The organism is Acidovorax sp. GW821-FHT11A03 (assembly GCF_058809075.1).
Map to the genome: position 1 here is coordinate 132,332 of NZ_JBXASG010000010.1, position 22,754 is coordinate 155,085.

A 22,754-nucleotide genomic window follows, 5' to 3' on the forward strand; every position below is an offset into this window, starting at 1 on the left:
CCATGCCCTCGCCCCGGGTGATCGTCACGCGGCCCGCCCGCGAGGCCGCGCACTGGGTGGAGATGCTGGGCGCGCACGGCATCGGCGCCGTGGCGCTGCCGCTCATCGCCATCGGCCCCTGCCGCGACCCCGCTGCGCAGCAGGCGCTCGCCCGGGCCGGGGCCCACCTTGCGCAGTACCGCGCCCTGATGTTTGTCAGTGGCAATGCCGTGGCCCATTTTTTTGGATCCAGCAGGCCTCCAGCGCTGGATGGACAAGCGCTGGCAGCTATCAAAACAAGAGCATGGTCACCCGGCCCCGGCACGGCGCGCGCGCTGGAGCAGGCCGGCGTGCCCTCGGCCTGCATCGACGGTCCGGCGCCCGATGCGCCGCAGTTCGACTCGGAAGCGCTGTGGCAGCAGGTGGCCGAGCAGGTACGGCCCGGCGACCGTGTGCTGATCGTGCGCGGAAGATCCGGCAGCGTGCCTGAGTCCGCCCAGGGCAGCGGCCGCGACTGGCTGGCCCGCCAGATCGAGGCAGCGGGCGGCACGGTGGAGTTTGTGGTGGCCTACCAACGCGGCGCGCCCCGCTTTTCAGCGCACGAGGTGGCGCTGGCGCAACAGGCGGCGCACGATGGTTCCCTCTGGCTGCTGAGCAGTTCCGAAGCCGTGGCCCACCTGGCCGAGGCCCTGCCCGGCCAGCCCTGGGGCGCCGCGCGGGCGCTGGCCACGCACCCGCGCATCGCCGAGGCGGCCCGTGCGGCGGGCTTTGGCGCCGTGCGGGAATGCCGTCCGGCCCTGGAAGACGTGGTGGCCTCGATAGAATCGGCGGCATGAGTTCCGTGCCCCCCAACGATCTGCCCCCTGCACCCGCCGCAGCCCCCGTGGCGGCGCCCGTGGGCGCACCCGCAGCGGGCCCCGCGCCTTCGCACGCCGCGCCGGCACCCGCTCCCGGCCGGGGCGGCGCCGTGACGCTGCTGCTGGGCACCGTGGCGGCGGCGGCACTGGTCAGCAGCGGCCTGCTGTGGCAAAAACTCAGCTCCATCCAGGAGCAGCTCGCCCGGCAGTCTGCGGACTCGGGTGCGCAGGCGATCGAGGCCCGCACCATGGCCCGCCAGGCCGAAGAGCTGGTGCGCGAGACCGCCGCCCGCCTGTCGGTGGCCGAGGCGCGGGTGAGCGAGGTGGCGCTGCAGCGCAGCCAGCTCGAAGAACTCATGCAGAGCCTGTCGCGCTCGCGCGACGAGAACCTGGTGGTGGACATCGAATCCGCCATCCGCCTCGCGCAGCAGCAGGCGCAGCTCACCGGCAGCCTGGAGCCGCTGGTGGCCGCGCTGAAAAGCGCCAACCTGCGCATCGAGCGCGCCGCCCAGCCCCGGCTGGCGCCCGTGCAGCGCGCCATCGGCCGCGACCTGGACCGCCTGACCCGCGCCACCGTCACCGACACCGCCGGCCTGCTGGCCCGCCTGGACGACCTGGTGCGCCAGGTGGACGAGCTGCCCGTGCTCAATGCGGTGGCCCAGGCCGCCGCCACGCGGCGCCTGTCGGCCGCGCCCCCGGCGCCGGGCGGCACGCCGGCCTCCACCGGCGGCATGGCCTGGTGGCAGGCCGCGCTGCAGCGCAGCTGGGAAGTGGTGCGCGACGAGGCCCGGGGGCTGGTGCGGGTGAGCCGCATCGACCAGCCCGAGGCGATCCTTCTGGCGCCCGAACAGACCTTCTTCCTGCGCGAGAACCTCAAGCTCAAGCTGCTCAACGCCCGCCTGGGCGTTCTCGCGCGCCAGTTCGACTCGGCCCGGGCCGACCTGGCCGCCGCCACCGTGGCGCTGAACAAGTACTTCGACCCGGCCTCGCGGCGCACGCAGAACGCGGCCAGCACGCTGCAGACGGCCCAGGCCAGCATGAAGGCGGCCGAGCAGCCGCGCCTGGACGAAACCCTGTCCGCGCTGGCCACTGCCGCAGCGGGAAGGTAAATGAATCACCCCCCGAGTCGCTTCGCGCCTTCCCCCTCTCCTGCGGGAGGGGGACGCCACCGGTGGCCTGGCACAGCCAGTTCCACGGTGGCGCTCGCCTGGACCGCGCCCGTGCCACGGGCTGCGGGCGCCGCCTTGCGCGGTGGAATAACGGACTGACGACATGCGCGCAGCACTTTGGCTTTTGGCATTGTTTGGCGTGGCCGTGGCCGCCGCGCTGTTCGCGGGCAACAACCAGGGCACCGTCACCCTGTACTGGCCGCCCTACCGCATCGACCTGTCGCTGAACATGGTGGTGCTGTTGCTGGTGGGCGGTTTCGTCACCGTGTACGCGGCGCTGCGCGCGCTGGCCGCCCTGCTGGAACTGCCCCACCAGGCCCGCCGCTGGCGCGTGCAGCAAAAGGAGCGCGCCATGCACGCGGCCTTGCTCGATGCGCTGACCCACATGCTCGGCGGGCGCTTCATCCGCTCGCGCAAGGCGGCGGTGGCCGCACTGTCGCAGGAACATGCGCTGGGCGCCGCCGGCGAGGCCGTGCCCCACGGCCGCCAGCTGCGCGCCCTGGCCCACATGATCGCGGCCGAGGCCTCGCACGCGCTGCAGGACAGCGCCACGCGCGAGAGCCACCTGCAGGACGCGCTTCAGGAAGCCCCCGCGCGCGGCACCGTGAGCGAGCAGGAAATGCGCGAAGGCACGCAGATGCGCGCGGCCCGCTGGTCGCTGGACGACCGCGATGCGGGCGCGGCGCTCGACCGCCTGGCCGCCCTGCCCCAGGGCGCGGCGCGGCGCACGCTGTCGCTGCGCATCAAGCTCAAGGCGACCCGGCTGGCACGGCAGACGCAGGAGGCGCTCGATACCGCGCGCCTGCTGGGCAAGCACCGCGCGTTCTCGCCCGCCGCGGCCCAGAGCATCGTGCGCGGCCTGGCCACCGAGCTCATCAACAGCGCGCACGACACCGCGCAGCTCCAGCAGATCTGGATGTCGCTGGAGTCCTCCGAGCGCAACATGCCCGAACTCGCCATCCATGCCGCCCAGCGGCTGGCCGCCCTGGGCGGCGATGCCACCCAGGTGCGCGCCTGGCTGCTGCCGGTGTGGGAACGCATGGTGGACCTGCCCGACGCACTGGCCGAGCACCATGCGCTGAAGCTGGTACGCGCGCTCGAAGCCGGGCTGGACGCACTGGACGCGCCCTGGCTGGCCCGCATCGAATCCGCGCACCAGGCCAACCCGCGCGATGCGCGCCTGCAGTACCTGGCGGGCATGGCCTGCCTCAAGCGCCAGCTGTGGGGCAAGTCCCAGCAGCTGCTCACCCAGGCGGCGCAGCAGCTCGCCGACACCAGCCTGCGGGCGAGCGCCTGGCGCCATCTGGCGGAACTGGCCGAAAAGCGCGGGGACGAGGCCGCTGCCGCCGAGGCCTGGAAGAAGGCCGCGCTCGGCCAGTAAGCGCCCCGGCCTCTCCCTTTTCTCAAGGCAGGCCGCCGCACCGCGCCGTGCGCGCTTGTGGTAACCGCCACCACGCGCCCCGCCGCGGTTTCAGTCCCTCGGCATGCACCCTGATGGGGCATTCCCCATGCCCAGGGCCCTCCCCCGCCCCGGGCCATGCACAAGCCGCACAGCATTGGGGAACTTTGAGCGCTCAGGCCCTCTCAATTCATTTTTTTTGAATTGAAGCATCAATCTGCCTGAAACCGAATGCGGTGACGGCTTTCTACACTGCCCCATTGCTTGACGAATGTCAGCCTTGGCCGAGAGGCGCTGGCCCGGCGCCTCCACCTGACCACCCGCTTTGCTTTTTGCTCCCAGATGACTGCCCCTGCCACCACCGCCTTCCCGGCCGCCGCAACGCCCCGCCGCTACACGCGCACCGCCATGCTTTTGCACTGGGTGCTGGGCCTGGCGCTGATCGGCCTGTTTGGCGTGGGCATCTACATGACGGGCCTGCCGTTCTCGCCGCAGCGGCTCAAGCTCTACAACTGGCACAAGTGGGCGGGTGTCACCCTCCTCGTGCTGTCGGTGCTGCGCCTGCTGTGGCGCGCCACGCACCGCCCCCCCGCACTGCCGCCAGCGATCGAGCAGGCCATGCCCGGCTGGCAGAAGCTGGCGCACCACGCCACGCACGGGCTGCTCTATGCGCTGTTCTTCGCCGTGCCGCTGATCGGCTGGGCCTACAGCTCGGCCGCCGGTTTCCCCATCGTGTTCCTGGGCCTGTGGCAGCTGCCCGACTTCGTGCCCGTGAGCAAGGAGCTGGCCGAGGCCATCAAGCCCTGGCACCAGTACACCGCATTTGCAATGGCGGGCCTCGTGGTGCTGCACATCGCGGGCGCGCTCAAGCACCAGATCGTGGACCGCGACGGCCTGCTCGCCCGCATGCTGCCTGGTGGATGAGGCGGGCCCCGAGCCGCTTCGCGCCGTCTCCCTGTTCGGCGGGAGGGGACCGCACCCGCAGGCCCGGCAGAGCCGGCTCCACGGGCGCACTGGCGGATGCGCGCCCCTGTCTTACACCAGCCGACCGCCCCACCTTCTCTTTTCTGTCTTTTGAACGGAGTTTTCGAATGAATCTGTCTTCTTCCACCCTGTCCCACATCGTGCTGGGCGCCGCCCTGGCCGTGGGCGCCCAGGCCGCCCTGGCCCAGCAACAACTGGTGCCCGCCCAAAGCGAAGTGCAGTTCACCGCCCGCCAGATGGGCGTGCCGCTGGACGGCCACTTCAAGAAGTTCAGCGCCCAGGTGGCGTTCGACCCGGCCAAGCCGGCCACCAGCAAGATCGCGTTCACGGTCGATACCGGCAGCGCCACGCTCGGATCGCGCGAGACCGATGCCGAGCTGCCCAAGCCCACGTGGTTCAACGTGGGGAAGTTCCCGCAGGCGCAGTTCGAATCCACCGCCATCAAGGCGCTGGGTGGCGGCAAGTTCGAGGTGGCGGGCAAGCTCACCATCAAGGGCACGGCGCAGAACGTGGTGGTGCCCGTCACGCTGACCCAAAGCGGGGCCAGCACCACCGCCACAGGCACGCTGCCCATCAAGCGCCTGGCGTTCAAGATCGGTGAGAACGAGTGGGCCGACACCTCGATGGTGGCCGACGACGTGACCGTGAAATTCAAGCTCGCGCTCACCGGCGTGGGCAAGATTTGAATGAAGCTCCCCCGGAGTCGCTTCGCGCCTTCCCCTCTCTCGCATTGCTACGCAACGCGGGAGGGGGACGCTGCCAGCGCAGCGGGGCGGCCCTTGTGCGGGAGCGCTGGCTTGAACGTGCCCGATCCCCGCGTCGCACGGCATTGAATCGCTGATTTCTTTCCTTTTTTCCTTCCTTTTCTTTCCACCACTGCTCCAGGAGTATTTACCCATGCGCAAGTCCCTGTTCTCCCTGCTCGCCGTGGCCGCTGCCACCGCAATGACCGCCGGCGCCGCGCAGGCCGCCAACTACGCCATCGACCCCACGCACACCTTCGTGACGTTCGAGATCGGCCACTTCGGCACGACCACGAACCGCGCCCGCTTCGACAAGAAGCAAGGCACCGTGGAGTTCGACCGCGCGGCCAAGTCCGGCAAGGTGGACATCACCATCGACACCACCTCGGTGAACTCGGGCACGCCCCCGTTCGACAAGCACCTGCAAAGCGCCGACCTGTTCGATGCCGCCAAGCACCCCACCATCAAGTTCGTGTCCGACAAGTTCAGCTTCAACGGCGACAAGGTCAGCGAAGTGGCCGGCCAGCTCACGCTGCTGGGCAAGACCGCGCCCGTCACGCTCAAGGCCACGCAGTTCAACTGCTATGACAGCCCCATGCTCAAGCGCGAAGTGTGCGGTGGCGACTTCGAGGCCACGATCGACCGCACCCAGTGGGGCATGAACTACGGCGTGGAGTGGGGCTTCCCCAAGAACGTGCGCCTGGTGGTGCAGATCGAAGCCGTGAAGCAGTAATCACGGTCGTCACTGCCCGCAGGGCGCCGCTGGCGCCTTGCCCGAAAGCCACCCGCAGCCTCAGCGCAGCGGGTGGCTTTTTTCTTCATTGCGCACACCCCATCCAGCGGGGTGCAAGCTGCCCGAGGGTGTATTCAGGCGGCGTCCAGCGAGGCGTCCAGGTCCCAGCCCTGCGGCCGCCAGGCCCACACCACGTCCGGCCGCAGCGCGCGCAGGAAGGCGGTGTCGTGCGACACCACGGCCAACGCGCCCGTGAAGGCCCCCAGCGCGGCCTGCAAGGCGTCCACGGCATCCACATCCAGGTGGTTCGTGGGCTCGTCGAGCAGCAGCATCTGCGCGGGCTCGCACGACCACAGGGCGCAGGCCAGCGCGGCCTTGATGCGCTCGCCGCCACTGAGCACACCGGCCGGGCGATGCACCTTGTCCGCATCCAGCCCGAGTTGTGCCAGGTGCGTGCGCAGCGCGGCTTCGGGCAGCGGCGAGCCCAGTGCCCGCAGCCGATCCAGCACGCTGCATTGCGGGGGCAGCGCGGCGGTGTTGTGCTGATCCAGCCAGGCGGCCCGCACGCCGCGCCGCACACCGCCTTCAGGCACGCCATCCGGCGCCGCGACCAGCCGCAGCAGGCTGCTCTTGCCACACCCATTGGGCCCGGTGATCGCTATGCGCACGGGGCCACTCCACACGCCGTTCAGCGCAGGCAAGCCCGGTGGGGCATGCGGCACCTGCACCTGCTCGAACGCCAGCACCTGCCTGCCCGCCGGCACGGCGCTTTGCGGCAGCACCAGCGCCGCGGCTGCCTGCGCGGGCACGCGCAGGGCAGCCTCGCGCACGGCCTCGTTCAGCCGCTGGCGCTCTTGCTGCTGCCGCTCGTGCTCGCGGCCGGCGTGGGCCTGTGCGCTGTTCTTCCGGCGGTCGAGCAGGATGGACGCCTGGTTGGTGGTGCGCCCCTCCGCGCGCCCGCGTGCCGCGCGGCGCTGCTGGGCGTCATGCTCGCGCTGCAGCGCCCGCAGGCCCTGCTCGCGCTCGGTGCGCGCGTGGTCCAGCGCGGCCTGGGCGGCGGCGGCCTCGGCCTGGCGCTGGGCCTGGTACAGCCCCCAGTGGCCGCCATAGCGCTGCAGCCCGGCGGGCGACAGCTCCACGATGCTGCCCACCGCGCCCAGCAATTCGCGGTCGTGGCTGGCCACCAGCACGCCGCCCCGCCACTGCGCCAGCGATTCCATCAGCCATCGCCGGCCCGCGCGGTCAAGGTGGTTGGTGGGCTCGTCGAGCACCAGCAGCTCGGCATCGGACAGGAAAGCCCCCGCCAGCGCCACGCGCATGCGCTCGCCGCCGCTGAGCCGCTGCGCGGCGTGTGCCGGCGGAAGGTGGCCCAGCCCCAGCGCGTGCAGCGCCTGCCGCCAGCGCGCGGGCAGGTCCCACCGCCCATCGGCCACGAGCAGGTCATCGGACGTGCCCTCGCCCGCCTCCAGCCGCGCCAGGGCGCCCAGCGCCGGCCCCAGCCCTGCGACATCAGCCACCGTGGCACGGGGCGCAGCAGCCACCTCCTGCGCCACCACATGCAGCGAAGGATCGCCCAGAATGGCGCCGCTGGCGGGCTGCAGCGCGCGCGCCGCGAGCCGCAGGAAGACGCTCTTGCCGCAGCCGTTGGCACCCACGATGCCCGTCACGCCCGGGCCCAGGGACACCGTCAGCGGACGGCCCCACAGGGCCTGGCCGCCAGGCGGGCTCCAGCCAACCCCGGCGAACTGCAGCACGGCCTGACCCGCGCCGGGCGCCGCATTGCCCTGCCCGGCAGGGGCCTGCGATGAAGGAGCAGAAGAAGATGATGATGATGGGAAATCAGCAGCCGAGGCTGCGGCAGCGCTGCGGCTGCCATGGGCGGATTCGCCCCGTGAAGGTGTCGCCATGCAAAAGCACTCCAAACAAGACATGCAACCACCTGGCCCGCAAAGGGCGGCAGGGGAACGGCTTGAAGAGGCTCAAAGGCGCATGGGAGTAATACCTCGGCACGAATGGGTGTGACTGCGGAATGTACCGCAAGTCACCCACATAAAAATTAACTTAACGTAAATCAATTACGAATAGTAGAATTGCAGCCATCCATTTGAGGAGACACCGCATGAATGCCGCCCCGACGCCCGATCTGGCCACCCTGCCCGCGCCTGCCGCCATCCAGCAGCTGCACCACTACGCCTACAAGGCCCGCGACGCGGAAGAGACGCGCCACTTCTACGAAGACATCCTGGGCCTGCCGCTCTACCACATCATCCAGAGCGACTACGTGCCCAGCACGGGCGAGTACTGCCCCTACACGCACTTCTTCTTCCGCCTGCGGGACGGCTCGTTCATCGCCTTCTTCGACCTGGGCGACGACGTGAAGGCCGAGCCCTCGCCCAACACGCCGCTGTGGGTCAATCACATCGCCTTCCGCGTGAACACGGTCGAGGAACTGGAGAACACCAAGAAGCGCCTGGAAGCCCATGGCATCGATGTGCTGGGCGTGACCGACCACCACATCTTCCACAGCATCTACTTCTTCGATCCCAACGGCATCCGCCTGGAGCTGTCGGCCCAGCTGGCCAACGAGGAGCAGATGGCCAAGGACAGCACCGTGGCCCATGCGCGGCTCAACGAGTGGACGGCCCGCAAGGAGCAGTGGCGCAAGGAGCGCGCCGAGGGCAAGGTGGCCGCTCCGCTCAAGCCCCAGCAGAACGACCGGCCCGAGTACGTGCGCGGCTGAAGCGCAGGCCCAGGCCGCAGCGTGGCGCCGTGCGGCGCCCATATCAATAAAAAACGGCCGCAGCGCTTGATATTCAAGCGCTGATAGCTATACAAACTATAGCAAGCACTTTGCCTTCGCTAAGCGCGAAGCGCCACGGCGCGCCGCCGTCAGCCGCCCTGCTGCTGCGCCCGCATCACCTGGTGGCGTTGCCAGTAGTGGCCCACCGTGGCGTTGAACGGGTCTTTCTCCTTCTTCAGGCCGGCCAATTTGATCTTGCTGGTCTTGGCACCCAGGCCCAGGGCGTTCTTCTCGGGGTGGGTCACGATCAACGCGTTCCCAAAGCTGCTCTCCTTGTATTCGAGCGCCTTCACCGCATCCCAGAACACGGTGGTCCCGTCCGCACTCGTGCGGATGCCCTCGATGCTGACCTCCACCGTGTGGCCCCCCTTGAGCGCAAACACCACGGGGGGGAAGTACCGCAGCACCAGTGCGCGCTCTTCATCGGTGGCGGGTTCGTAGCGGTAGGCCAGGCTGCGTTCGTGGTCTTGTGCGAACTGCTGCTCGTAGTCGCTCCACAGGCGCTGCTCGATCGCATCGGCCGTCACGATCTCCTGCACCCAGGTCGCCGAGGGCGTACGCACGGCGATGGCGGCGTAGTCCCGCTCCTTGAGCGCCATGCCCACGTTGCGCAGGCGCTCGGGCATGGCCGGGTGCGAGTCGAAGGGGTGCGGCACGTTGGCCGTCTTCATGGCGTCCAGAAAATCGCCGGAGGCTGCATAGGGTGCCAGCCCCTGGGCCACGAAGCGGGCAATGCCCAGCGTGGTGTCGTCGTGCCGCTCATTGCGGCCAAACAGTTCGGCCTCGATCTTGTAGCGGTACTGGGCATAGGCCGCGATCTTGACCAGCGACTGCGCGATCGCCGCTGGCGACGTGAGCTTGGCGGCCACGCGGTCGGCCTTGAACTCGCGCTCGCGGCTGTCGCGCGCCAGAGCGATCTCGAAGATGGTGCGGTACAGGTCCAGCAGGGGCGAAGCCATCGCCGTGAGCCCTCCGGTGCGCATGGCGTGCCGGTAGTGGTCGTACTGCACGAGCTTGGGGCCCAGCCGGGCGCTGCTGTGGGTGTCGCCGCCGCGCAGGTGGGCCAGTTCGTGGCCGAACACGGCATCGGCCTCGGCCTGGTCCAGGATGCGCAGCAGCGGCAGGCTCACGAACAGCGTGCGGCCCGTGAGCGTCTGTCGGCCCACCGTGAGCGGGGCCTCGGTCACGAAAAAATTGGCGTCGATGCCCGCCACGATGTGCCGGGGCGGATCGGTCTTGAGGCGCTGCGCCATGTGGCGGATGCGCTTCCACAGCAGGGGCGCATCGTCTTCGGACACCAGCTCGCCCACGGCCTGGTTGCTGGACTGCACGCGCTTGAAGATGCCCCTCACCGCCACCAGCACGCCCGCCAGCACCACAAAACCCACGAACAGCACCAGCTTGGGCGAATACTTGTGGAAGAAGAATGCAGTGACCCAGAATGACAGCCACACCGCCATCGCGCCCTGCACCAGCAGTGCCGCGGCGCTGGCAACGGTGGTCAGGCGCCAGCCCGTGACGAAACTCGTGTACTGCAGCGTGCGGTCGGCGAAGGCCAGGGCCCCCAGCCCCAGCACCGCCACCATCAGCACCGCGCCGGCCACCAGGGTCCAGAACGCCACCTTGCGGGCCATGTCGAACTGCCAGACATCCGAGAAGCGTTCGCACAGGGCTTCGCGGTAGTCCTGCGCCTCGGGGTCGGCGCTGCCGCAGATGGTGGATGGCGGGTTGCTGCGGTAGTAGTCCTTGCGGGCCTGCTTTTCGGCGGGCGCCATGCCCTTTTCAGCGTCGATGCGCTGGCCGATACCGGCCACGAAGCGGGCGTCTTGGTCGCGCTGTACATGACCGGCGAAGACATAGGTCACCGCCGGGATGAGAAAAAGCGCCAGCAGCGCATAGGCGAAGACCTTGGCAAGGCCCACACGGAGTGCGGATTGAAGATTCATGGAGGGGACCGATTGGTTGTATGTTTTTGACCCAGGCGAACACAGGGAGCCGCTCCCCCCGCAGGGGCCCTCTCGCTCCACCGGCGGGATTATCAGGACGCAACCGCCAGCAGGCCCACCCACAAGGTAACAATTGGCGAGAAAAGCCCGATGGACGGGATCCCGGTGGTGGGCCCCGCCCGGCGGGAGCCCGCCAGCACTCCCGTAAAATGCCCGGTCCACTTCTTGTCCGTGGAGGCGCGCCCCGTGCCCGCCTCTTCCTTCTGCCAAATCCCATGAGCTCGCCCCAACCACAACCCGGCCTCGACAGCCTGTCCAAGTCTTTTGAACCCGCCGCCCTGGAAGCCCACTGGGGACCCGAATGGGAACGCCGCGGCTATGGCGTCGCGGGATTCAGAGGCACGGGCGCGGCGCAAGCCGGCGAGCCGGCTTTCTCCATCCAGCTGCCGCCCCCCAACGTGACGGGCACGCTGCACATGGGCCATGCGTTCAACCAGACCATCATGGACAGCCTCACGCGCTACCACCGCATGCGTGGCTTCAACACGGTGTGGGTGCCGGGCACCGACCACGCGGGCATCGCCACGCAGATCGTGGTCGAGCGCCAGCTGCAGGAGCAGGGCATCAGCCGCTACGACATGGGCCCCACCCCGCCCGAGGCGCGCAAGAACTTCGTGAGCAAGGTGTGGGAGTGGAAGGAAAAGAGCGGCAACACCATCACCACGCAGATGCGCCGCATGGGCGACAGCGTGGACTGGAGCCGCGAGTACTTCACCATGGACGACAAGCTGTCCACCGTGGTCACCGACACCTTCGTGAAGCTGTACGAGCAGGGCCTGATCTACCGCGGCAAGCGCCTGGTGAACTGGGACCCGAAGCTGCAGTCCGCCGTGTCCGACCTGGAGGTTGAGAGCGAGGAAAAAGACGGCTCGCTGTGGCACATCGCCTACCCGCTGGCCGATGGCTCGGGCAGCCTCACGGTGGCCACCACCCGGCCCGAGACCATGCTGGGCGACGTGGCCCTGATGGTGCACCCTGAAGACGCACGCTACACGCACCTCATCGGCAAGATGGTGAACCTGCCGCTGTGCGACCGCCAGATCCCGGTGATTGCCGACGACTACGTGGACAAGGAGTTCGGCACGGGCGTGGTGAAGGTCACCCCCGCGCACGACCAGAACGACTACGCCGTGGGCCAGCGCCACAAGCTGCCCATGATCGTGGTGCTGACGCTGCAGGCCACCATCAACGACAACGCACCCGCCAAGTACCGGGGCATGGACCGCTTCGTGGCCCGCAAGGCCGTGGTGGCCGACCTGGAAGCCACGGGCGCGCTGGTCGAGGTGAAGAAACACAAGCTCATGGTGCCCATCTGCACCCGCACCGGCCAGGTGATCGAACCCATGCTGACCGACCAGTGGTTCGTGGCCATGAGCAAGGTGAGCGACCAGGACCCCACGGGCAAGAGCATCGCGCAAAAGGCCATCGACGCGGTGGCCACGGGCGAGGTGACGTTCGTGCCCGAGAACTGGGTGAACACCTACAACCAGTGGATGAACAACATCCAGGACTGGTGCATCAGCCGCCAGCTGTGGTGGGGCCACCAGATCCCGGCCTGGTACGACGAGGACGGCAACGTGATCGTGGCCCGCAGCGAAGCCGAGGCCCAGGCCAAGGCCCCGGGCAAGCTGCTGCGCCGCGACGAGGACGTGCTCGACACCTGGTACTCGTCCGCGCTCGTGCCCTTCAGCACCATGGGCTGGCCTGAACAGGGCGACAGCCCCACCGACGACTTCAACCTGTACCTGCCCAGCACCGTGCTGGTGACGGGCTACGACATCATCTTCTTCTGGGTCGCCCGGATGATCATGATGACCACGCACTTCACGGGCCGCGTGCCGTTCAGGCACGTGTACATCCACGGCCTGGTGCGCGACGCGCAGGGCAAGAAGATGTCCAAGTCCGAAGGCAACGTGCTCGATCCGGTGGACCTGATCGACGGCATCGCGCTGGAGCCGCTGCTCGACAAGCGCACCACCGGCCTGCGCAAGCCCGAGACCGCGCCCACGGTGCGCAAGAACACGCAAAAGGAATTCCCCGAAGGCATCCCCGCCTACGGTGCCGACGCGCTGCGCTTCACTTTCGCGGCGCTGGCCAGCCTGGGGCGCAGCATCAACTTCGACAGCAAGCGCTGCGAGGGCTACCGCAACTTCTGCAACAAGCTCTGGAACGCCAGCCGCTTCGTGCTGATGAACTGCGAGGGCCAGGACTGCGGCCTGAAAGAACACACCAAGGAAGAATGCCAGCCCGGCGGCCCCGCCCACGGCTACATGGCCTTCAGCCAGGCCGACCGCTGGATAGCGTCGCTGCTGCAAAAGACCGAGGCCGAAGTCGCCAAGGGATTTGCCGAGTACCGGCTGGACAACGTGGCCAACACGATCTATGACTTCGTCTGGAACGAGTTCTGCGACTGGTACCTGGAGATCGCCAAGGTGCAGATCCAGACCGGCACCGAGGCCGAGCAGCGCGCCACGCGCCGCACCCTGATCCGAACGCTGGAAGCCATCCTGCGCCTGGCCCACCCCATCATCCCGTTCATCACCGAAGCCCTGTGGCAAACCGTGGCGCCCGTGGCGGGGCTCCAAGGCGAATCGGTCAGCATCGCCCGCTACCCCGAGGCGCAGCCGAGCAAGATCGACGAGGCCGCCATTGCGCACATGGAGCGCGTCAAGGGCCTGGTGGATGCCTGCCGCACGCTGCGCGGCGAGATGAACGTCTCGCCCTCGACCCGCCTGCCGCTGTACACCGTGGGCGACACGGACTTCATGCGCGGCGTGGCGCCGGTGCTGCAGGCCCTGGCCAAGCTCAGCGAGGTCAAGGTGTTCGACGACGAGGCCGCCTGGGCCGCCGCCGCGCAGGCCGCGCCCGTGGCCATGGTGGGCGAGGCGCGCATGTGCCTGCACATGGAAATCGACGTGGCCGCCGAGAAGGCCCGCCTGTCCAAGGAAATCAGCCGCATCGAGGGTGAGATCACCAAGGCCAACGGCAAGCTGTCCAACGAAGCCTTCGTGGCCAAGGCGCCACCCGCCGTGATCGACCAGGAGAAAAAACGGGTGGCGGATTTCGGCACCACGCTGGGCAGATTGCGCGATCAACTGACACGCCTGGGCTGAAAACAGCCGCCATACTGCGTGGCGCAACGGGCCCCGCCCTGGCGGCGGGGCTCCATCCGACCCGATTACCTATCCCCAAAAGGAATTCCATGACTGTTGCCACCACCGTCCGCAAAGCCGTATTCCCCGTCGCGGGCCTGGGCACCCGGTTCCTGCCCGCCACCAAGGCCAGCCCCAAGGAAATGCTGCCCGTGGTGGACAAGCCGCTGATCCAGTACGCCGTCGAAGAGGCCTACGCCGCCGGCATCCGCCACATGATCTTCGTGACCGGCCGCAGCAAGCGCGCCATCGAAGACCACTTCGACACCGCCTACGAGCTGGAGGCCGAGCTGGAAGCCGCCGGCAAGAAGGAACTGCTGGCGCTGGTGCGTTCCATCCAGCCCGACGACATGGACTGCGCCTTCGTGCGCCAACCCCGCTCGCTGGGCCTGGGCCATGCCGTGCTGTGCGCCGAGCCGCTGGTGGGCAAGGAGCCGTTTGCCGTGCTGCTGGCCGACGACCTGATGGTGGGCCCCCAGGGCGGCCCACCCGTGCTGGCCCAGATGGCCACCGCCTTCCGCCAGCAGGGCCGCTCGGTCATCGCCGTGCAGGAAGTACCGGAAGACCAGGTGCACAAATACGGCATCGTGGCCGGCGAGCCCGCAGGCGGTCCGCTGATCCGCATCGACCGCATCGTCGAGAAGCCCAAGGCCGACGTCGCACCTTCCCGCATGGGCGTGGCCGGCCGCTACATCCTCACCCCCGGCGTGTTCGACGAGATCCGCAACCAGCCGCGCGGCGTGGGTGGCGAGATCCAGCTCACCGACGGCATCGCGCGCCTGATGCAGAGCGAGGCCGTGTACGCCTTCCAGTACCAGGGCAAGCGTTATGACTGCGGCAGCAAGGAAGGCTTTCTGGAAGCCACGGTGGAACTGGCCCTGCAGCACCCTCAGGTGGGCGCGTCGTTCCGGGAATACCTGAAGGGCCTGAGCCTGTAGGCAGCGCCTGCACCGCGATCTGCGCGGCTGCATGACCAGAAAAAAAATCCTCCGGCAGCCCACCAGGGCTGTGGAGGATTTTTTGCCTTGAGGCACTGCTGCGGCCTGCGCCAGGCGCCAGCAGAAACCAGGCGAATTCCGGCGCCGCATCGCCTGCCGAGCCCGGGGGCCCGGTTTGCCCAGGCTGCGCACGCGCCCCTCGCACAGTGGCGGCAGAGGGCAAGGCGCACCACCTCGTCAGGGTTTCGCTTCTATTTAACTACCTTCTGCGCAGGACGTGGATGTACTCCTCGCCCATCGTCTGCTGCTCCACCAGCTCGTTGCCCGTCTGTTTGGCAAAGGCCTGAAAGTCGCGCAGCGAGCCGCCATCGGTGGACACCACCTTGAGCAGCTGGCCACTGGCCATGTCCGCCAGTGCCTTCTTGGCCTTGAGGATGGGCAGGGGGCAGTTCAAGCCCCGGGTATCGATTTCTTTGTGGATGTCCATGGTCTTCATCAATCCTTTGGCGGCAGGTTGAGCCCCCGGCGGCGCTCTTCGTTCTCCTCTGCCGTGAAAAACACCGGTTCATGCCCTCGCGTGCGCAGCCAGTCCGCCAGCGCATAGCCCGTGCCGGCGGGCCAGCACCTGAGTTCGTGCAGGTCGTAGAACCGGTGGTCCACGAGCTCGGGCGACAGCCGCACCTCACCCTCGGCCACCACATGGTAGGCAATGATGATCTGGTTCATGCGCAGAAACTCGTAGGCCCCCACCAGCGTGGTGGAGCGCACGTCGAGGTTGGTTTCCTCCTTGACCTCGCGCGCGATGCCTTCCTGCGGCGACTCCCCGGCCTCCATGAAGCCCGTGATCAGCGCAAACATCTTCGCGGGCCAGGCCGCGTTGCGGGCCAGCAGCACCTTGCCATTCACCTCCACGATCGCGGCCAGCACGGGCGTGGGATTGTTCCAGTGCGTCCAGCCGCAGGCGGGGCAGCGCAGGCGCTCCTTGTCGCCACCGTCCTCGGCCAGCGTGATCGGCTGCAGCGCGGTGCCGCAGTGGGTGCAGTAGCGGGTTTCGTAGTGCATATGCTCTTATTTTGATAGCTATCGGCGCTTTCCTATCCAGCGCAGACGGCCCATTTTCATTTCAAGGAAGGTGAAGGGGTCGCCTTCGCTGCCTTTCGTCCTCAGGCGGGGAACACCCCCGTCGACAGGTAGCGGTCGCCCCGGTCGCACACCACGAAGACGATGGTGGCATGGCTGTCGCGCGCCGCGATCTGCTGCGCCACCCAGCAGGCCCCCGCCGCCGAGATGCCCGCGAAGATGCCCTCTTCTCGCGCCAGACGGCGGCACATGTCCTCGGCATTGTCCTGGCTCACATACACCAGCTCATCCACCGTGCTCGCGTCATAGATCTTGGGCAGGTACTCCTGCGGCCACTTGCGGATGCCGGGAATGCGCGAGCCTTCCTCGGGCTGCGCGCCGATGATCTGGATGGCCGGGTTCTTCTCCTTGAGGAAGCGCGACACCCCGGTGATGGTGCCCGTGGTGCCCATGGCGCTCACGAAGTGCGTGATGCGCCCGCCGGTCTGCTCCCAGATCTCGGGGCCCGTGGTTTCGTAGTGGATGCGCGGGTTGTCCTGGTTGGCGAACTGGTCCAGCACCTTGCCCTCGCCGCGCTTTTGCATGGCCTCGGCGAGGTCGCGCGCATGCTCCATTCCACCGCTCTTGGGCGTGAGCACTAGCTCCGCGCCAAAGGCCTTCATGGTCTGCGCGCGCTCGATGGAGAGGTCTTCCGGCATCACCAGCACCATGCGGTAGCCCTTGATGGCGGCCGCCATCGCCAGGGCGATGCCGGTGTTGCCCGACGTGGCCTCGATCAGCGTGTCCCCAGGCCGGATGTCGCCCCGCTCCTCCGCGCGCCGGATCATCGACAGGGCGGGCCTGTCCTTCACCGACCCCGCGGGGTTGTTGCCCTCCAGCTTGCCCAGCACCACATTGCCCCGCGCCGCGTTGTCCTGGGCCCCAATGCGCTGCAGCGCCACCAGCGGCGTGTTGCCCACCGCGTCTTCAATCGTCGGATATTTCATGCGCCCTACTGTGCCATAATTTGCGGCTTCACGAATTCCAGCCCGGGTGGTGAAATTGGTAGACGCAGGGGACTCAAAATCCCCCGCCGCAAGGCGTGCCGGTTCGATTCCGGCCCCGGGCACCATCGGTTATTTTTCTGGTTCTTCAACGTTCCCGTTAATTGCCGATTTTTTCAATCAGATCAAGCACTTACGGCGGCTTCCATCTCACCACGGAAGCCGCCGTTTTTGCTTTTCTCTGCCGAATATTGCTACAGTCTCCCCATAAATTTACGCATCATGGGGAACTACGCATGGCATCTATCAAGCCACATGGGGACCGATGGCGGGCACAGGTGGCCCGCAAAGGGGTGCGCAAATCGGCTGTCTGGCCGACCAAGCGCGAGGCGATTGCCTGGGCCAATCGGGTAGAGGCCGAGATTGATGCTGGAGTGCAACGCGGCCACACATTGGCAGAGGCATGCGAAAAGTATTTGAAGACGGTCTCTGTTGGAAAGGTGTCCGCCGAGCATTGGGAAGAGCGAAGGTTTGCCGCGTTCAAGGCCCACTTCGGGGATGTGATCCTGGCAGATATCACCAGCGAAGCCATCGGAGATTGGCGGGATGCCCGGCTCAAGACGGTGAGCGGGTCCACAGTTCTGCGAGAGGTGAACTTGTTTCGCAACATGTTCAAGCTCGCACACAAGGAATGGAGATGGCTTGACGCTTCGCCGTTTGATGGCGTTCGCCTACCGGAAGAAAACCCCGCGCGCGAGACGCTTTGGGGGTGGAAGCAAATTCGACGGCTGCTCAGGGCGCCACGGTCAGGCAAGACAGCGCAGATGCAAGCGGCGTTCAGGATTGCCCTGCACACTGGCTTGCGCATGCAGGAGGTGCTGACCTGCCGCTATGACCCGGCGCGCAAAGTGCTGGTGCTGCCAGTGAGCAAGGGGGAGCGCCGCGCCGTGGTGGTGCCGGTTGTCACTCGGGCGCGCAAGCTGCTGGAGTCCCTGCCAGTTTTTACCGTTGGCGCAAACGAGGGATCGGCACTATTCAGCCGGTTGTGCGCAGAACTGCTCATAAAAGGGTTGACCTTCCATGACGCCCGGGCCACCGCTTTGACGCTTCTGTCGCGCAAAATGGATGTACTGACCCTTGCCCGTATCTCGCGCCACAAGGATTTGAACATCCTGATGAAGCGTTATTTCAGAGAAACACCGGAGCAGATTTCAGCGCGGCTGTGATGGCCGCGCATCACAAAGGATTGACCATGACAGACCGTGAAATGCTGGAGCTGGCGGCGAAGGCTGCGGGGCTGGATTTTTTCTGGGTCGATGCTGGCCCAAATATCGAATCAAATGCCGTTCCTGAAATATGGAATCCCATCGTAGACGACGGCGATGCTCTGCGGCTGGCGGTGAAGCTGGAAATCGATATTGTGTTTCAGCGCCCGGGTGTTGAGGCTTGCAGAAGCCACGGCCATCCAAGTCTTCCAAGCTTTGGATCTGTTAGCGCGCTTGAACACGACAATGACCCATGCGCCGCCACCCGCCGCGCCATAACCCGCGCAGCCGCTGAAATTGGAAGGGCTATGGCCTGACAGGCCACGCGCCCCTCAAGGTTTCGACATCAGAGGCGTGGCCTTGAGCTGCGCCCGCCATCTCGCTATATCTTCGGACGCACTGATCGAATACGACACTGGCGGCAGTGGCATACTGATCGACGGCCTCGCGGGAAGCGTCGCGGATTCTGTCGGGCACTGAGGCAAGGTCGCCCCGCAGCCCATCAAGCTGATCGCGCAGGCTGTCAGCATCGCGCTTGTTTTGAGCCGTGCGAGCTTCGGCTTTTCTGACTGCTGCATCAGCATTCTCCCGGTAATGTTCTGTGAGTTTCAACGCCGATTTGGCGGATGATGCGGAGGCTTCTGCGTACTGTGTTTTGATGTCCGAAATTTGGGTATCAAGCCGCCAGCCCTGCGTTTTCCAGCCGCCAGCGAAGCCGACTGCGACGGCAACAATGGCTGTTGCGGCGTAGGTGTAGATCATGATTTCCCCTCGCAAACCGCCCGCTCTGCTGCCCGACGACGCACCAGCCCTGGAAGTTCTTTGCCCCCTGCGTAAGTCCAGCGGGACAGCTCGGCACAGGCCCCGGCCATATCGCCAGCATTGGCCTTGCGCGCCAGTGTGGAGCCGCAGAAAGCCCCGTTGCCCACGTTGAACGCAAACGACAGGAATGCAGCTTTCTGGCCGTCAGTCATAGGGCGCTTCACGCAATCAATGGCTTCGGCGTGTTTCAGCAGGTCACCCATCAACTGGGCATCGCATTCCGCCTTGGTGAACGTCTGGCCCATGCGCAGTTCCGGCCCGGTGTGCCCTGTGCAACTCGTGATGATTCCGATGGGGTCGCGGTATGTGCGGTACACCGTGCCTTCGAAGTGCGCAATGATTGGCAGCGCAAGGGCCAGCGCCCCGCCACCGATGCGGGCTGCTAGCTGGCCCCTAGTCGCCATGCCCGGCCCCCTTGACGTCCCGCCAGATCTGGAACACCTTGTGCCCGATCATGAGGACCGTGTAGACCAGAGTCGCCCACAGGACAAGCTCTGACACCGGATAACCGGCGAGTGATGCAATTGATACGGCGGCTGGTGGTGCTGCTTTCGTTGCCATTGCTGCAGCTCCCTCTGCTGTGCTTTGTGTCGTATTCATTGGATAATCTTGTGGCGGGCGTAAAAAAGCCCGCTAGGAGCGGGCGTTGACAACTGACGAGATAGTCCGGGCCGCTGCTGTCGGCGCGGTTCTACCGATTTATTCATGGCTATTCAAGAAGGCCCAGGCCCACTTGAGCGCCCGCAGGAATGAGACCGGGCGATGCCTGGAGCAGCGATTGGCGTACAGCCTCGGCAGAGCCTGGGCGCGAGGCTACCGCCGCGCCAAGCAGGCGCTGCATCGGAGCCGTGTATAGGGCCGCTCCACCCAACAACCCCGCAGGGATTGCCGGGTTGATGAACCCTGCGCCAAGACCACCAGCCCCCAGCATCAGGCGGTCGGCGGTAGCGCTGTTGGGCACCTTGTTGCCCAGGATTGACTGAGCAGGACCCGATAGGTCTTGCAGTAGCGCAGTGCCGCGCGATGTGGCGCGATCTCGCACACTCTGGTCTGCTTGCCGGACGGCCATCTGCAACTGCGCAGGCGTGAACACCCCGCCGTTGTTCATCCCGGACTTGGCCGCGCCTTCGACTCGCACCAGATTTGCCCATCCTTTGTCCGCTGCTTTGAACATGGCAGCGGCTTCTGGATTGGCGCGCTTGGCGTTTTCGGCAACGATGCGCTGCAATTCCTGGAACGCTGTGCCCAATTGCTGCTGATAGGCGTCAGGCGCGCCGGAAAATTTGGCGGCTTCTTTGCCCAATGTGCTATCGATACGCTTGAACACTTCGGATGTTACGGTGCCGTTTGGCGAAATGTCCCCACGGATTTTCTCGACCACGGCATTGAACGCGGCTTGCTCTCTCTTGGGTAGAGCGTTCGCCATCTGCATGACTGCGCCGATTTCCTGCGATCCCTGCTTGTCAATGGCGAAGTTGCCCAGCTTGTTGCGCGCGGCGTTATAGGCACTGGAGAGTGCGTCCCCGGCCTCTGCAACCGCCTGCTGACCTGTGCCCTGCACCTTGGTGCCAATCGGAGCCGTGGCACGGTTGATGGCGGCGTTGTTGAAGTCGTCCAGTGCGCTGCCACGGGCGCGCGCGATCATGTCGCCCATGATTGGCAGGCTCATCAGCTTTTCTTCGGCGCGGTTCCATGCGCCGCCCAGCGACTGGCCCACTGTGGGGTTCACACCCTCCTCGCGCAGGGCTTGCAGACCAGCATTGCGCGAAGCATTCGGGCTGATAACGCGGCCTACAGCACCAGCAATAGCGGGCACAGCAGCGCCGCCAGCCGTGCCGATAGCCATCTGCTTTAGCTTTTCGGTGGTGTAGTCGCCGTTCGCCACGGGGTTCATCAGACTGGAGGCGGCGCCACCGGCAGCCCCTACGCCAATCCGACCGGCCAGCGAGGCGGCTGCTGGGAGCTTGGCAGCAAGCGCCAGATTTGCCGGGTTGACCACGTTGCCTAGGATGCGGTAGCCATCAATGCCAGCATCGGGACCCCGTGTGGCTTGGTATGCGGCTTCGCTCTCACGCACCTGCTGGTCCACCCCGCCCTCTGGCAAGCGCCCGACCAGCCCGGTTTTGTCGGCGAGCCAGTTGTTGGCCGCGTTCCCAGCTTGCACCAGCCCACTGGGAAGCATGTTGGTCAGAAGCTGAGCCCCGCCGTCGATTGGGTCGCGCAGGCCGCGCCCGAACTTTTGCATGCGCGTCGCCGTGGGCGCGGGCGTGTCGTCCTGAATCTCCCATTTGCCCCGCGGGGTGTCATCTACGATTTCCCATGCCATGGTTATTCCTTCACCCACTGCATGCCGTTGGAGCGCATGCGTTCTCCGGTTTCCCTATTGATGGCGACTTTCCCCCTGTTGGATGCATTGGCGGTTGGGAGTGACGGCAGCAGGTTCGCAGATGGCTTGCCATCTTCCCAACTCCCCGTTGCACCTCCCTGTCCACCGTTCAGCCCGGCATATTTGGATTGGAGTCGCTTCACTTCTTCTGCTGCAGCCTTGCGCGTGCCGATGGGGAGATTGCGGTCCCCGATACGACCGGCCATCGTCTGGTAGTTCTGCACATCGATGTTGGACTGCGGGCCTTCCATACGGGGCACGTTGGAGACGAGCCAGCCAGACAGCGCCTCGAGCTGGGCCGCAGTCTCGCCGCCCTTTGTGGACACGCCAAACGCGCCCATTCCCTTGTCCGCGAGGTTCCCAACGACGCTTGATGTGGGGCCTTGCTGCAGCAGCTCGAGTGCGCGGTCCACGCCGGTTGTCAGCTTGCTGGCAAGTTTGTTTTCCGATTGGCGCCCGGTGTCGCGTACGACATCAGCAGCAGCGGTGTTCACTGCCCGCGTCTCTGCGGCCTTGTTCGCCGCAGCCTCGGCAGCGCTCGGGCCTGCGGCGAAGTTGCCAGACTGCGAAGCTCCACCACCAAGGCGCTCCATCTCGCGCATGATGGCGGGGCGGTCGGGGTGGTTGGCTGGGAGCTTGTTCAATTCGCTCTGCATGATCTGCAGTTGCCCTTGCGCAGCGGCGGCAGCAGAACCACCGTTGTAGCCTGCCCCTGTGTACTGCGGCTGTGGGCGGACGACTTGCGCACGTGGGACCAGTTCCTGTCGTCCGGTCTGCGGGTTGTACACCGTCTGCACATCCAGATTCGCAGCTAAGTTCTGTCGAGCGGAATCCTGACCAACGGCGTAGGGGAACTTCGCGGCCTCTACCGCTCCAGCCTCTGCACCTTTGATCCCAGCATTGGCCTGCGAGTACCCAGGTGCTGCAATGACCTGACCATTCGACACAGCCATACCGTTGTCCAACTTGGGAAGGTACTTCGTGCCGCCGTTCATGTCTTCGTAGTAGTTCCCGGCCTCGCGCTTGATTCCTTCCTTGCCGAACTTCCACAAGTCGGCGACATCAATACCGTTAGCTTTTAGGGCCGCAACTTGGCTCAGCGTGAGGTTTTCGATGCCCGCACCGGACGAGCCGCCGGACGGTACATTGATGCCGCCGCCAGTCGTTACGCCGGAAAGCGGAGAACCGCCACCAGCGCTGCCAAACAGGCCGTTGAGCATGTTCTGCTTCTGCTGCGCCATGGCGAGTTGTTGCTCGCGCATCTTGGCCTGCGAGGTGTTTTCGGCGATCTGCGATTGCATGACCTGACGCTGCATTTCCTGCTGGCGTGCCGCGTTTTCTTGCGACAGCAGCCCCATGAGCCCCTGGAAACCCTGCGCGCGAGGCTGCTGAGAAAGCGCCAGCAGGCCGATGCCCATCCGCGTTTCCGGGTTGTTGAAGTCGAGTAGTCCTGCCATG

At 66.4% G+C, this 22,754-nt stretch carries 21 protein-coding genes and 1 tRNA gene; 12 read left to right on the forward strand and 10 right to left on the reverse strand.

What is annotated here, in order from left to right:
- Window positions 1–2: 2 nt before the first annotated feature.
- From AC1RVY_RS23300 to AC1RVY_RS23325, 6 genes are all read left to right on the forward strand, one after another.
- The gene (locus AC1RVY_RS23300) at window positions 3–815 is read left to right on the forward strand and encodes a uroporphyrinogen-III synthase (RefSeq protein WP_492808416.1); all 813 of its coding nucleotides are present in this window, start codon (window positions 3–5) and stop codon (window positions 813–815) included.
- Window positions 812–1,945: a uroporphyrinogen-III C-methyltransferase gene (locus AC1RVY_RS23305; RefSeq protein ID WP_492808418.1), complete on the forward strand. Its 1,134-nt coding sequence runs from the start codon at window positions 812–814 to the stop codon at window positions 1,943–1,945. Before AC1RVY_RS23300 ends, AC1RVY_RS23305 begins: the two co-directional genes overlap by 4 nt.
- Before the next feature lie 163 nt (window positions 1,946–2,108).
- On the forward strand, window positions 2,109–3,386 hold the full coding sequence (locus AC1RVY_RS23310; RefSeq protein ID WP_218293748.1) for a heme biosynthesis HemY N-terminal domain-containing protein: 1,278 nt from the start codon (window positions 2,109–2,111) through the stop codon (window positions 3,384–3,386).
- Window positions 3,387–3,746: 360 nt separating this feature from the next.
- Window positions 3,747–4,328 carry a cytochrome b gene (locus AC1RVY_RS23315; RefSeq protein WP_369641832.1) on the forward strand — a complete coding sequence of 194 codons (582 nt, stop codon included), beginning with the start codon at window positions 3,747–3,749 and terminating at the stop codon, window positions 4,326–4,328.
- 167 nt (window positions 4,329–4,495) lie between these two features.
- Window positions 4,496–5,074: a YceI family protein gene (locus AC1RVY_RS23320; RefSeq protein WP_369641831.1), complete on the forward strand. Its 579-nt coding sequence runs from the start codon at window positions 4,496–4,498 to the stop codon at window positions 5,072–5,074.
- Between the two features lie 211 nt (window positions 5,075–5,285).
- On the forward strand, window positions 5,286–5,864 hold the full coding sequence (locus tag AC1RVY_RS23325) for a YceI family protein (protein ID WP_218293746.1): 579 nt from the start codon (window positions 5,286–5,288) through the stop codon (window positions 5,862–5,864).
- A 134-nt stretch (window positions 5,865–5,998) separates the two neighbouring features.
- Here AC1RVY_RS23325 and AC1RVY_RS23330 read toward each other — a convergent pair whose 3' ends face one another.
- Window positions 5,999–7,771 (reverse strand): ABC-F family ATP-binding cassette domain-containing protein, encoded by a 1,773-nt coding sequence (locus AC1RVY_RS23330; RefSeq protein WP_492808420.1) that lies wholly within the window; start codon window positions 7,769–7,771, stop codon window positions 5,999–6,001.
- A gap of 212 nt (window positions 7,772–7,983) precedes the next feature.
- Between AC1RVY_RS23330 and AC1RVY_RS23335 the strand changes: the two genes are divergently transcribed.
- Window positions 7,984–8,604 (forward strand): VOC family protein, encoded by a 621-nt coding sequence (locus AC1RVY_RS23335; RefSeq protein ID WP_218341684.1) that lies wholly within the window; start codon window positions 7,984–7,986, stop codon window positions 8,602–8,604.
- Window positions 8,605–8,753: 149 nt separating this feature from the next.
- Here AC1RVY_RS23335 and AC1RVY_RS23340 read toward each other — a convergent pair whose 3' ends face one another.
- Window positions 8,754–10,610 (reverse strand): M48 family metallopeptidase, encoded by a 1,857-nt coding sequence (locus tag AC1RVY_RS23340; RefSeq protein ID WP_492808423.1) that lies wholly within the window; start codon window positions 10,608–10,610, stop codon window positions 8,754–8,756.
- Window positions 10,611–10,885: 275 nt separating this feature from the next.
- On the opposite strand from AC1RVY_RS23340, the gene AC1RVY_RS23345 reads away from it, so the two are divergent.
- Together AC1RVY_RS23345 and galU are read left to right on the forward strand one after the other, a co-directional pair.
- Window positions 10,886–13,783, forward strand: a complete 2,898-nt coding sequence (locus AC1RVY_RS23345) for a valine--tRNA ligase (protein ID WP_492808424.1) — start codon at window positions 10,886–10,888, stop codon at window positions 13,781–13,783.
- An 89-nt stretch (window positions 13,784–13,872) separates the two neighbouring features.
- Complete coding sequence (galU, locus tag AC1RVY_RS23350) at window positions 13,873–14,760, forward strand: UTP--glucose-1-phosphate uridylyltransferase GalU (protein WP_218293738.1); 888 nt, start codon at window positions 13,873–13,875, stop codon at window positions 14,758–14,760.
- Window positions 14,761–15,019: 259 nt separating this feature from the next.
- Here galU and AC1RVY_RS23355 read toward each other — a convergent pair whose 3' ends face one another.
- The 3 genes from AC1RVY_RS23355 to cysM all read right to left on the reverse strand — a co-directional run bounded on the left by AC1RVY_RS23355 (window position 15,020) and on the right by cysM (window position 16,826).
- Window positions 15,020–15,247 carry a sulfurtransferase TusA family protein gene (locus AC1RVY_RS23355; RefSeq protein WP_218293737.1) on the reverse strand — a complete coding sequence of 76 codons (228 nt, stop codon included), beginning with the start codon at window positions 15,245–15,247 and terminating at the stop codon, window positions 15,020–15,022.
- Window positions 15,248–15,255: 8 nt separating this feature from the next.
- A complete protein-coding gene (locus tag AC1RVY_RS23360; protein ID WP_218293736.1) occupies window positions 15,256–15,822 on the reverse strand; it encodes an NUDIX domain-containing protein in 567 nt (188 codons plus the stop codon).
- A 101-nt stretch (window positions 15,823–15,923) separates the two neighbouring features.
- Window positions 15,924–16,826 (reverse strand): cysteine synthase CysM, encoded by a 903-nt coding sequence (gene cysM / locus AC1RVY_RS23365; protein ID WP_218293734.1) that lies wholly within the window; start codon window positions 16,824–16,826, stop codon window positions 15,924–15,926.
- A 40-nt stretch (window positions 16,827–16,866) separates the two neighbouring features.
- Between cysM and AC1RVY_RS23370 the strand changes: the two genes are divergently transcribed.
- The 3 genes from AC1RVY_RS23370 to AC1RVY_RS23380 all read left to right on the forward strand — a co-directional run bounded on the left by AC1RVY_RS23370 (window position 16,867) and on the right by AC1RVY_RS23380 (window position 18,405).
- Window positions 16,867–16,951 (forward strand) — tRNA-Leu (locus AC1RVY_RS23370).
- A gap of 168 nt (window positions 16,952–17,119) precedes the next feature.
- On the forward strand, window positions 17,120–18,049 hold the full coding sequence (locus tag AC1RVY_RS23375; protein WP_492808426.1) for a tyrosine-type recombinase/integrase: 930 nt from the start codon (window positions 17,120–17,122) through the stop codon (window positions 18,047–18,049).
- A 26-nt stretch (window positions 18,050–18,075) separates the two neighbouring features.
- On the forward strand, window positions 18,076–18,405 hold the full coding sequence (locus tag AC1RVY_RS23380; protein ID WP_492808427.1) for a hypothetical protein: 330 nt from the start codon (window positions 18,076–18,078) through the stop codon (window positions 18,403–18,405).
- On the opposite strand, the gene AC1RVY_RS23385 is transcribed toward AC1RVY_RS23380, so the two are convergent.
- The 5 genes from AC1RVY_RS23385 to AC1RVY_RS23405 form a co-directional block, all read right to left on the reverse strand.
- Entirely contained in the window at window positions 18,395–18,850 is a 456-nt protein-coding gene (locus AC1RVY_RS23385) for a hypothetical protein (protein ID WP_492808428.1), read from the reverse strand. The two genes, AC1RVY_RS23380 and AC1RVY_RS23385, sit on opposite strands and share 11 nt — an antisense overlap.
- Complete coding sequence (locus AC1RVY_RS23390; RefSeq protein ID WP_492808429.1) at window positions 18,847–19,314, reverse strand: lysozyme; 468 nt, start codon at window positions 19,312–19,314, stop codon at window positions 18,847–18,849. The genes AC1RVY_RS23385 and AC1RVY_RS23390 overlap by 4 nt, the downstream gene beginning before the upstream one ends.
- Window positions 19,304–19,510: a hypothetical protein gene (locus AC1RVY_RS23395; protein WP_492808430.1), complete on the reverse strand. Its 207-nt coding sequence runs from the start codon at window positions 19,508–19,510 to the stop codon at window positions 19,304–19,306. The genes AC1RVY_RS23390 and AC1RVY_RS23395 overlap by 11 nt, the downstream gene beginning before the upstream one ends.
- A gap of 109 nt (window positions 19,511–19,619) precedes the next feature.
- A complete protein-coding gene (locus AC1RVY_RS23400) occupies window positions 19,620–21,236 on the reverse strand; it encodes a hypothetical protein (protein WP_492808432.1) in 1,617 nt (538 codons plus the stop codon).
- 2 nt (window positions 21,237–21,238) lie between these two features.
- Window positions 21,239–22,753: a hypothetical protein gene (locus tag AC1RVY_RS23405; protein ID WP_492808434.1), complete on the reverse strand. Its 1,515-nt coding sequence runs from the start codon at window positions 22,751–22,753 to the stop codon at window positions 21,239–21,241.
- Between the last annotated feature and the right edge of the window lies 1 nt (window position 22,754).

What these genes read in the sequence shown, in the direction of transcription:
- AC1RVY_RS23300 (WP_492808416.1), top strand. Translation starts at nt 3, where the DNA reads ATGCCCTCGCCCCGGGTGATCGTCACGCGGCCCGCCCGCGAGGCCGCG.
- AC1RVY_RS23305 (WP_492808418.1), top strand. Translation starts at nt 812, where the DNA reads ATGAGTTCCGTGCCCCCCAACGATCTGCCCCCTGCACCCGCCGCAGCC.
- AC1RVY_RS23310 (WP_218293748.1), top strand. Translation starts at nt 2,109, where the DNA reads ATGCGCGCAGCACTTTGGCTTTTGGCATTGTTTGGCGTGGCCGTGGCC.
- AC1RVY_RS23315 (WP_369641832.1), top strand. Translation starts at nt 3,747, where the DNA reads ATGACTGCCCCTGCCACCACCGCCTTCCCGGCCGCCGCAACGCCCCGC.
- AC1RVY_RS23320 (WP_369641831.1), top strand. Translation starts at nt 4,496, where the DNA reads ATGAATCTGTCTTCTTCCACCCTGTCCCACATCGTGCTGGGCGCCGCC.
- AC1RVY_RS23325 (WP_218293746.1), top strand. Translation starts at nt 5,286, where the DNA reads ATGCGCAAGTCCCTGTTCTCCCTGCTCGCCGTGGCCGCTGCCACCGCA.
- AC1RVY_RS23330 (WP_492808420.1), bottom strand. Translation starts at nt 7,771, where the DNA reads ATGGCGACACCTTCACGGGGCGAATCCGCCCATGGCAGCCGCAGCGCT.
- AC1RVY_RS23335 (WP_218341684.1), top strand. Translation starts at nt 7,984, where the DNA reads ATGAATGCCGCCCCGACGCCCGATCTGGCCACCCTGCCCGCGCCTGCC.
- AC1RVY_RS23340 (WP_492808423.1), bottom strand. Translation starts at nt 10,610, where the DNA reads ATGAATCTTCAATCCGCACTCCGTGTGGGCCTTGCCAAGGTCTTCGCC.
- AC1RVY_RS23345 (WP_492808424.1), top strand. Translation starts at nt 10,886, where the DNA reads ATGAGCTCGCCCCAACCACAACCCGGCCTCGACAGCCTGTCCAAGTCT.
- galU (WP_218293738.1), top strand. Translation starts at nt 13,873, where the DNA reads ATGACTGTTGCCACCACCGTCCGCAAAGCCGTATTCCCCGTCGCGGGC.
- AC1RVY_RS23355 (WP_218293737.1), bottom strand. Translation starts at nt 15,247, where the DNA reads ATGGACATCCACAAAGAAATCGATACCCGGGGCTTGAACTGCCCCCTG.
- AC1RVY_RS23360 (WP_218293736.1), bottom strand. Translation starts at nt 15,822, where the DNA reads ATGCACTACGAAACCCGCTACTGCACCCACTGCGGCACCGCGCTGCAG.
- cysM (WP_218293734.1), bottom strand. Translation starts at nt 16,826, where the DNA reads ATGAAATATCCGACGATTGAAGACGCGGTGGGCAACACGCCGCTGGTG.
- AC1RVY_RS23375 (WP_492808426.1), top strand. Translation starts at nt 17,120, where the DNA reads ATGGCATCTATCAAGCCACATGGGGACCGATGGCGGGCACAGGTGGCC.
- AC1RVY_RS23380 (WP_492808427.1), top strand. Translation starts at nt 18,076, where the DNA reads ATGACAGACCGTGAAATGCTGGAGCTGGCGGCGAAGGCTGCGGGGCTG.
- AC1RVY_RS23385 (WP_492808428.1), bottom strand. Translation starts at nt 18,850, where the DNA reads ATGATCTACACCTACGCCGCAACAGCCATTGTTGCCGTCGCAGTCGGC.
- AC1RVY_RS23390 (WP_492808429.1), bottom strand. Translation starts at nt 19,314, where the DNA reads ATGGCGACTAGGGGCCAGCTAGCAGCCCGCATCGGTGGCGGGGCGCTG.
- AC1RVY_RS23395 (WP_492808430.1), bottom strand. Translation starts at nt 19,510, where the DNA reads ATGAATACGACACAAAGCACAGCAGAGGGAGCTGCAGCAATGGCAACG.
- AC1RVY_RS23400 (WP_492808432.1), bottom strand. Translation starts at nt 21,236, where the DNA reads ATGGCATGGGAAATCGTAGATGACACCCCGCGGGGCAAATGGGAGATT.
- AC1RVY_RS23405 (WP_492808434.1), bottom strand. Translation starts at nt 22,753, where the DNA reads ATGGCAGGACTACTCGACTTCAACAACCCGGAAACGCGGATGGGCATC.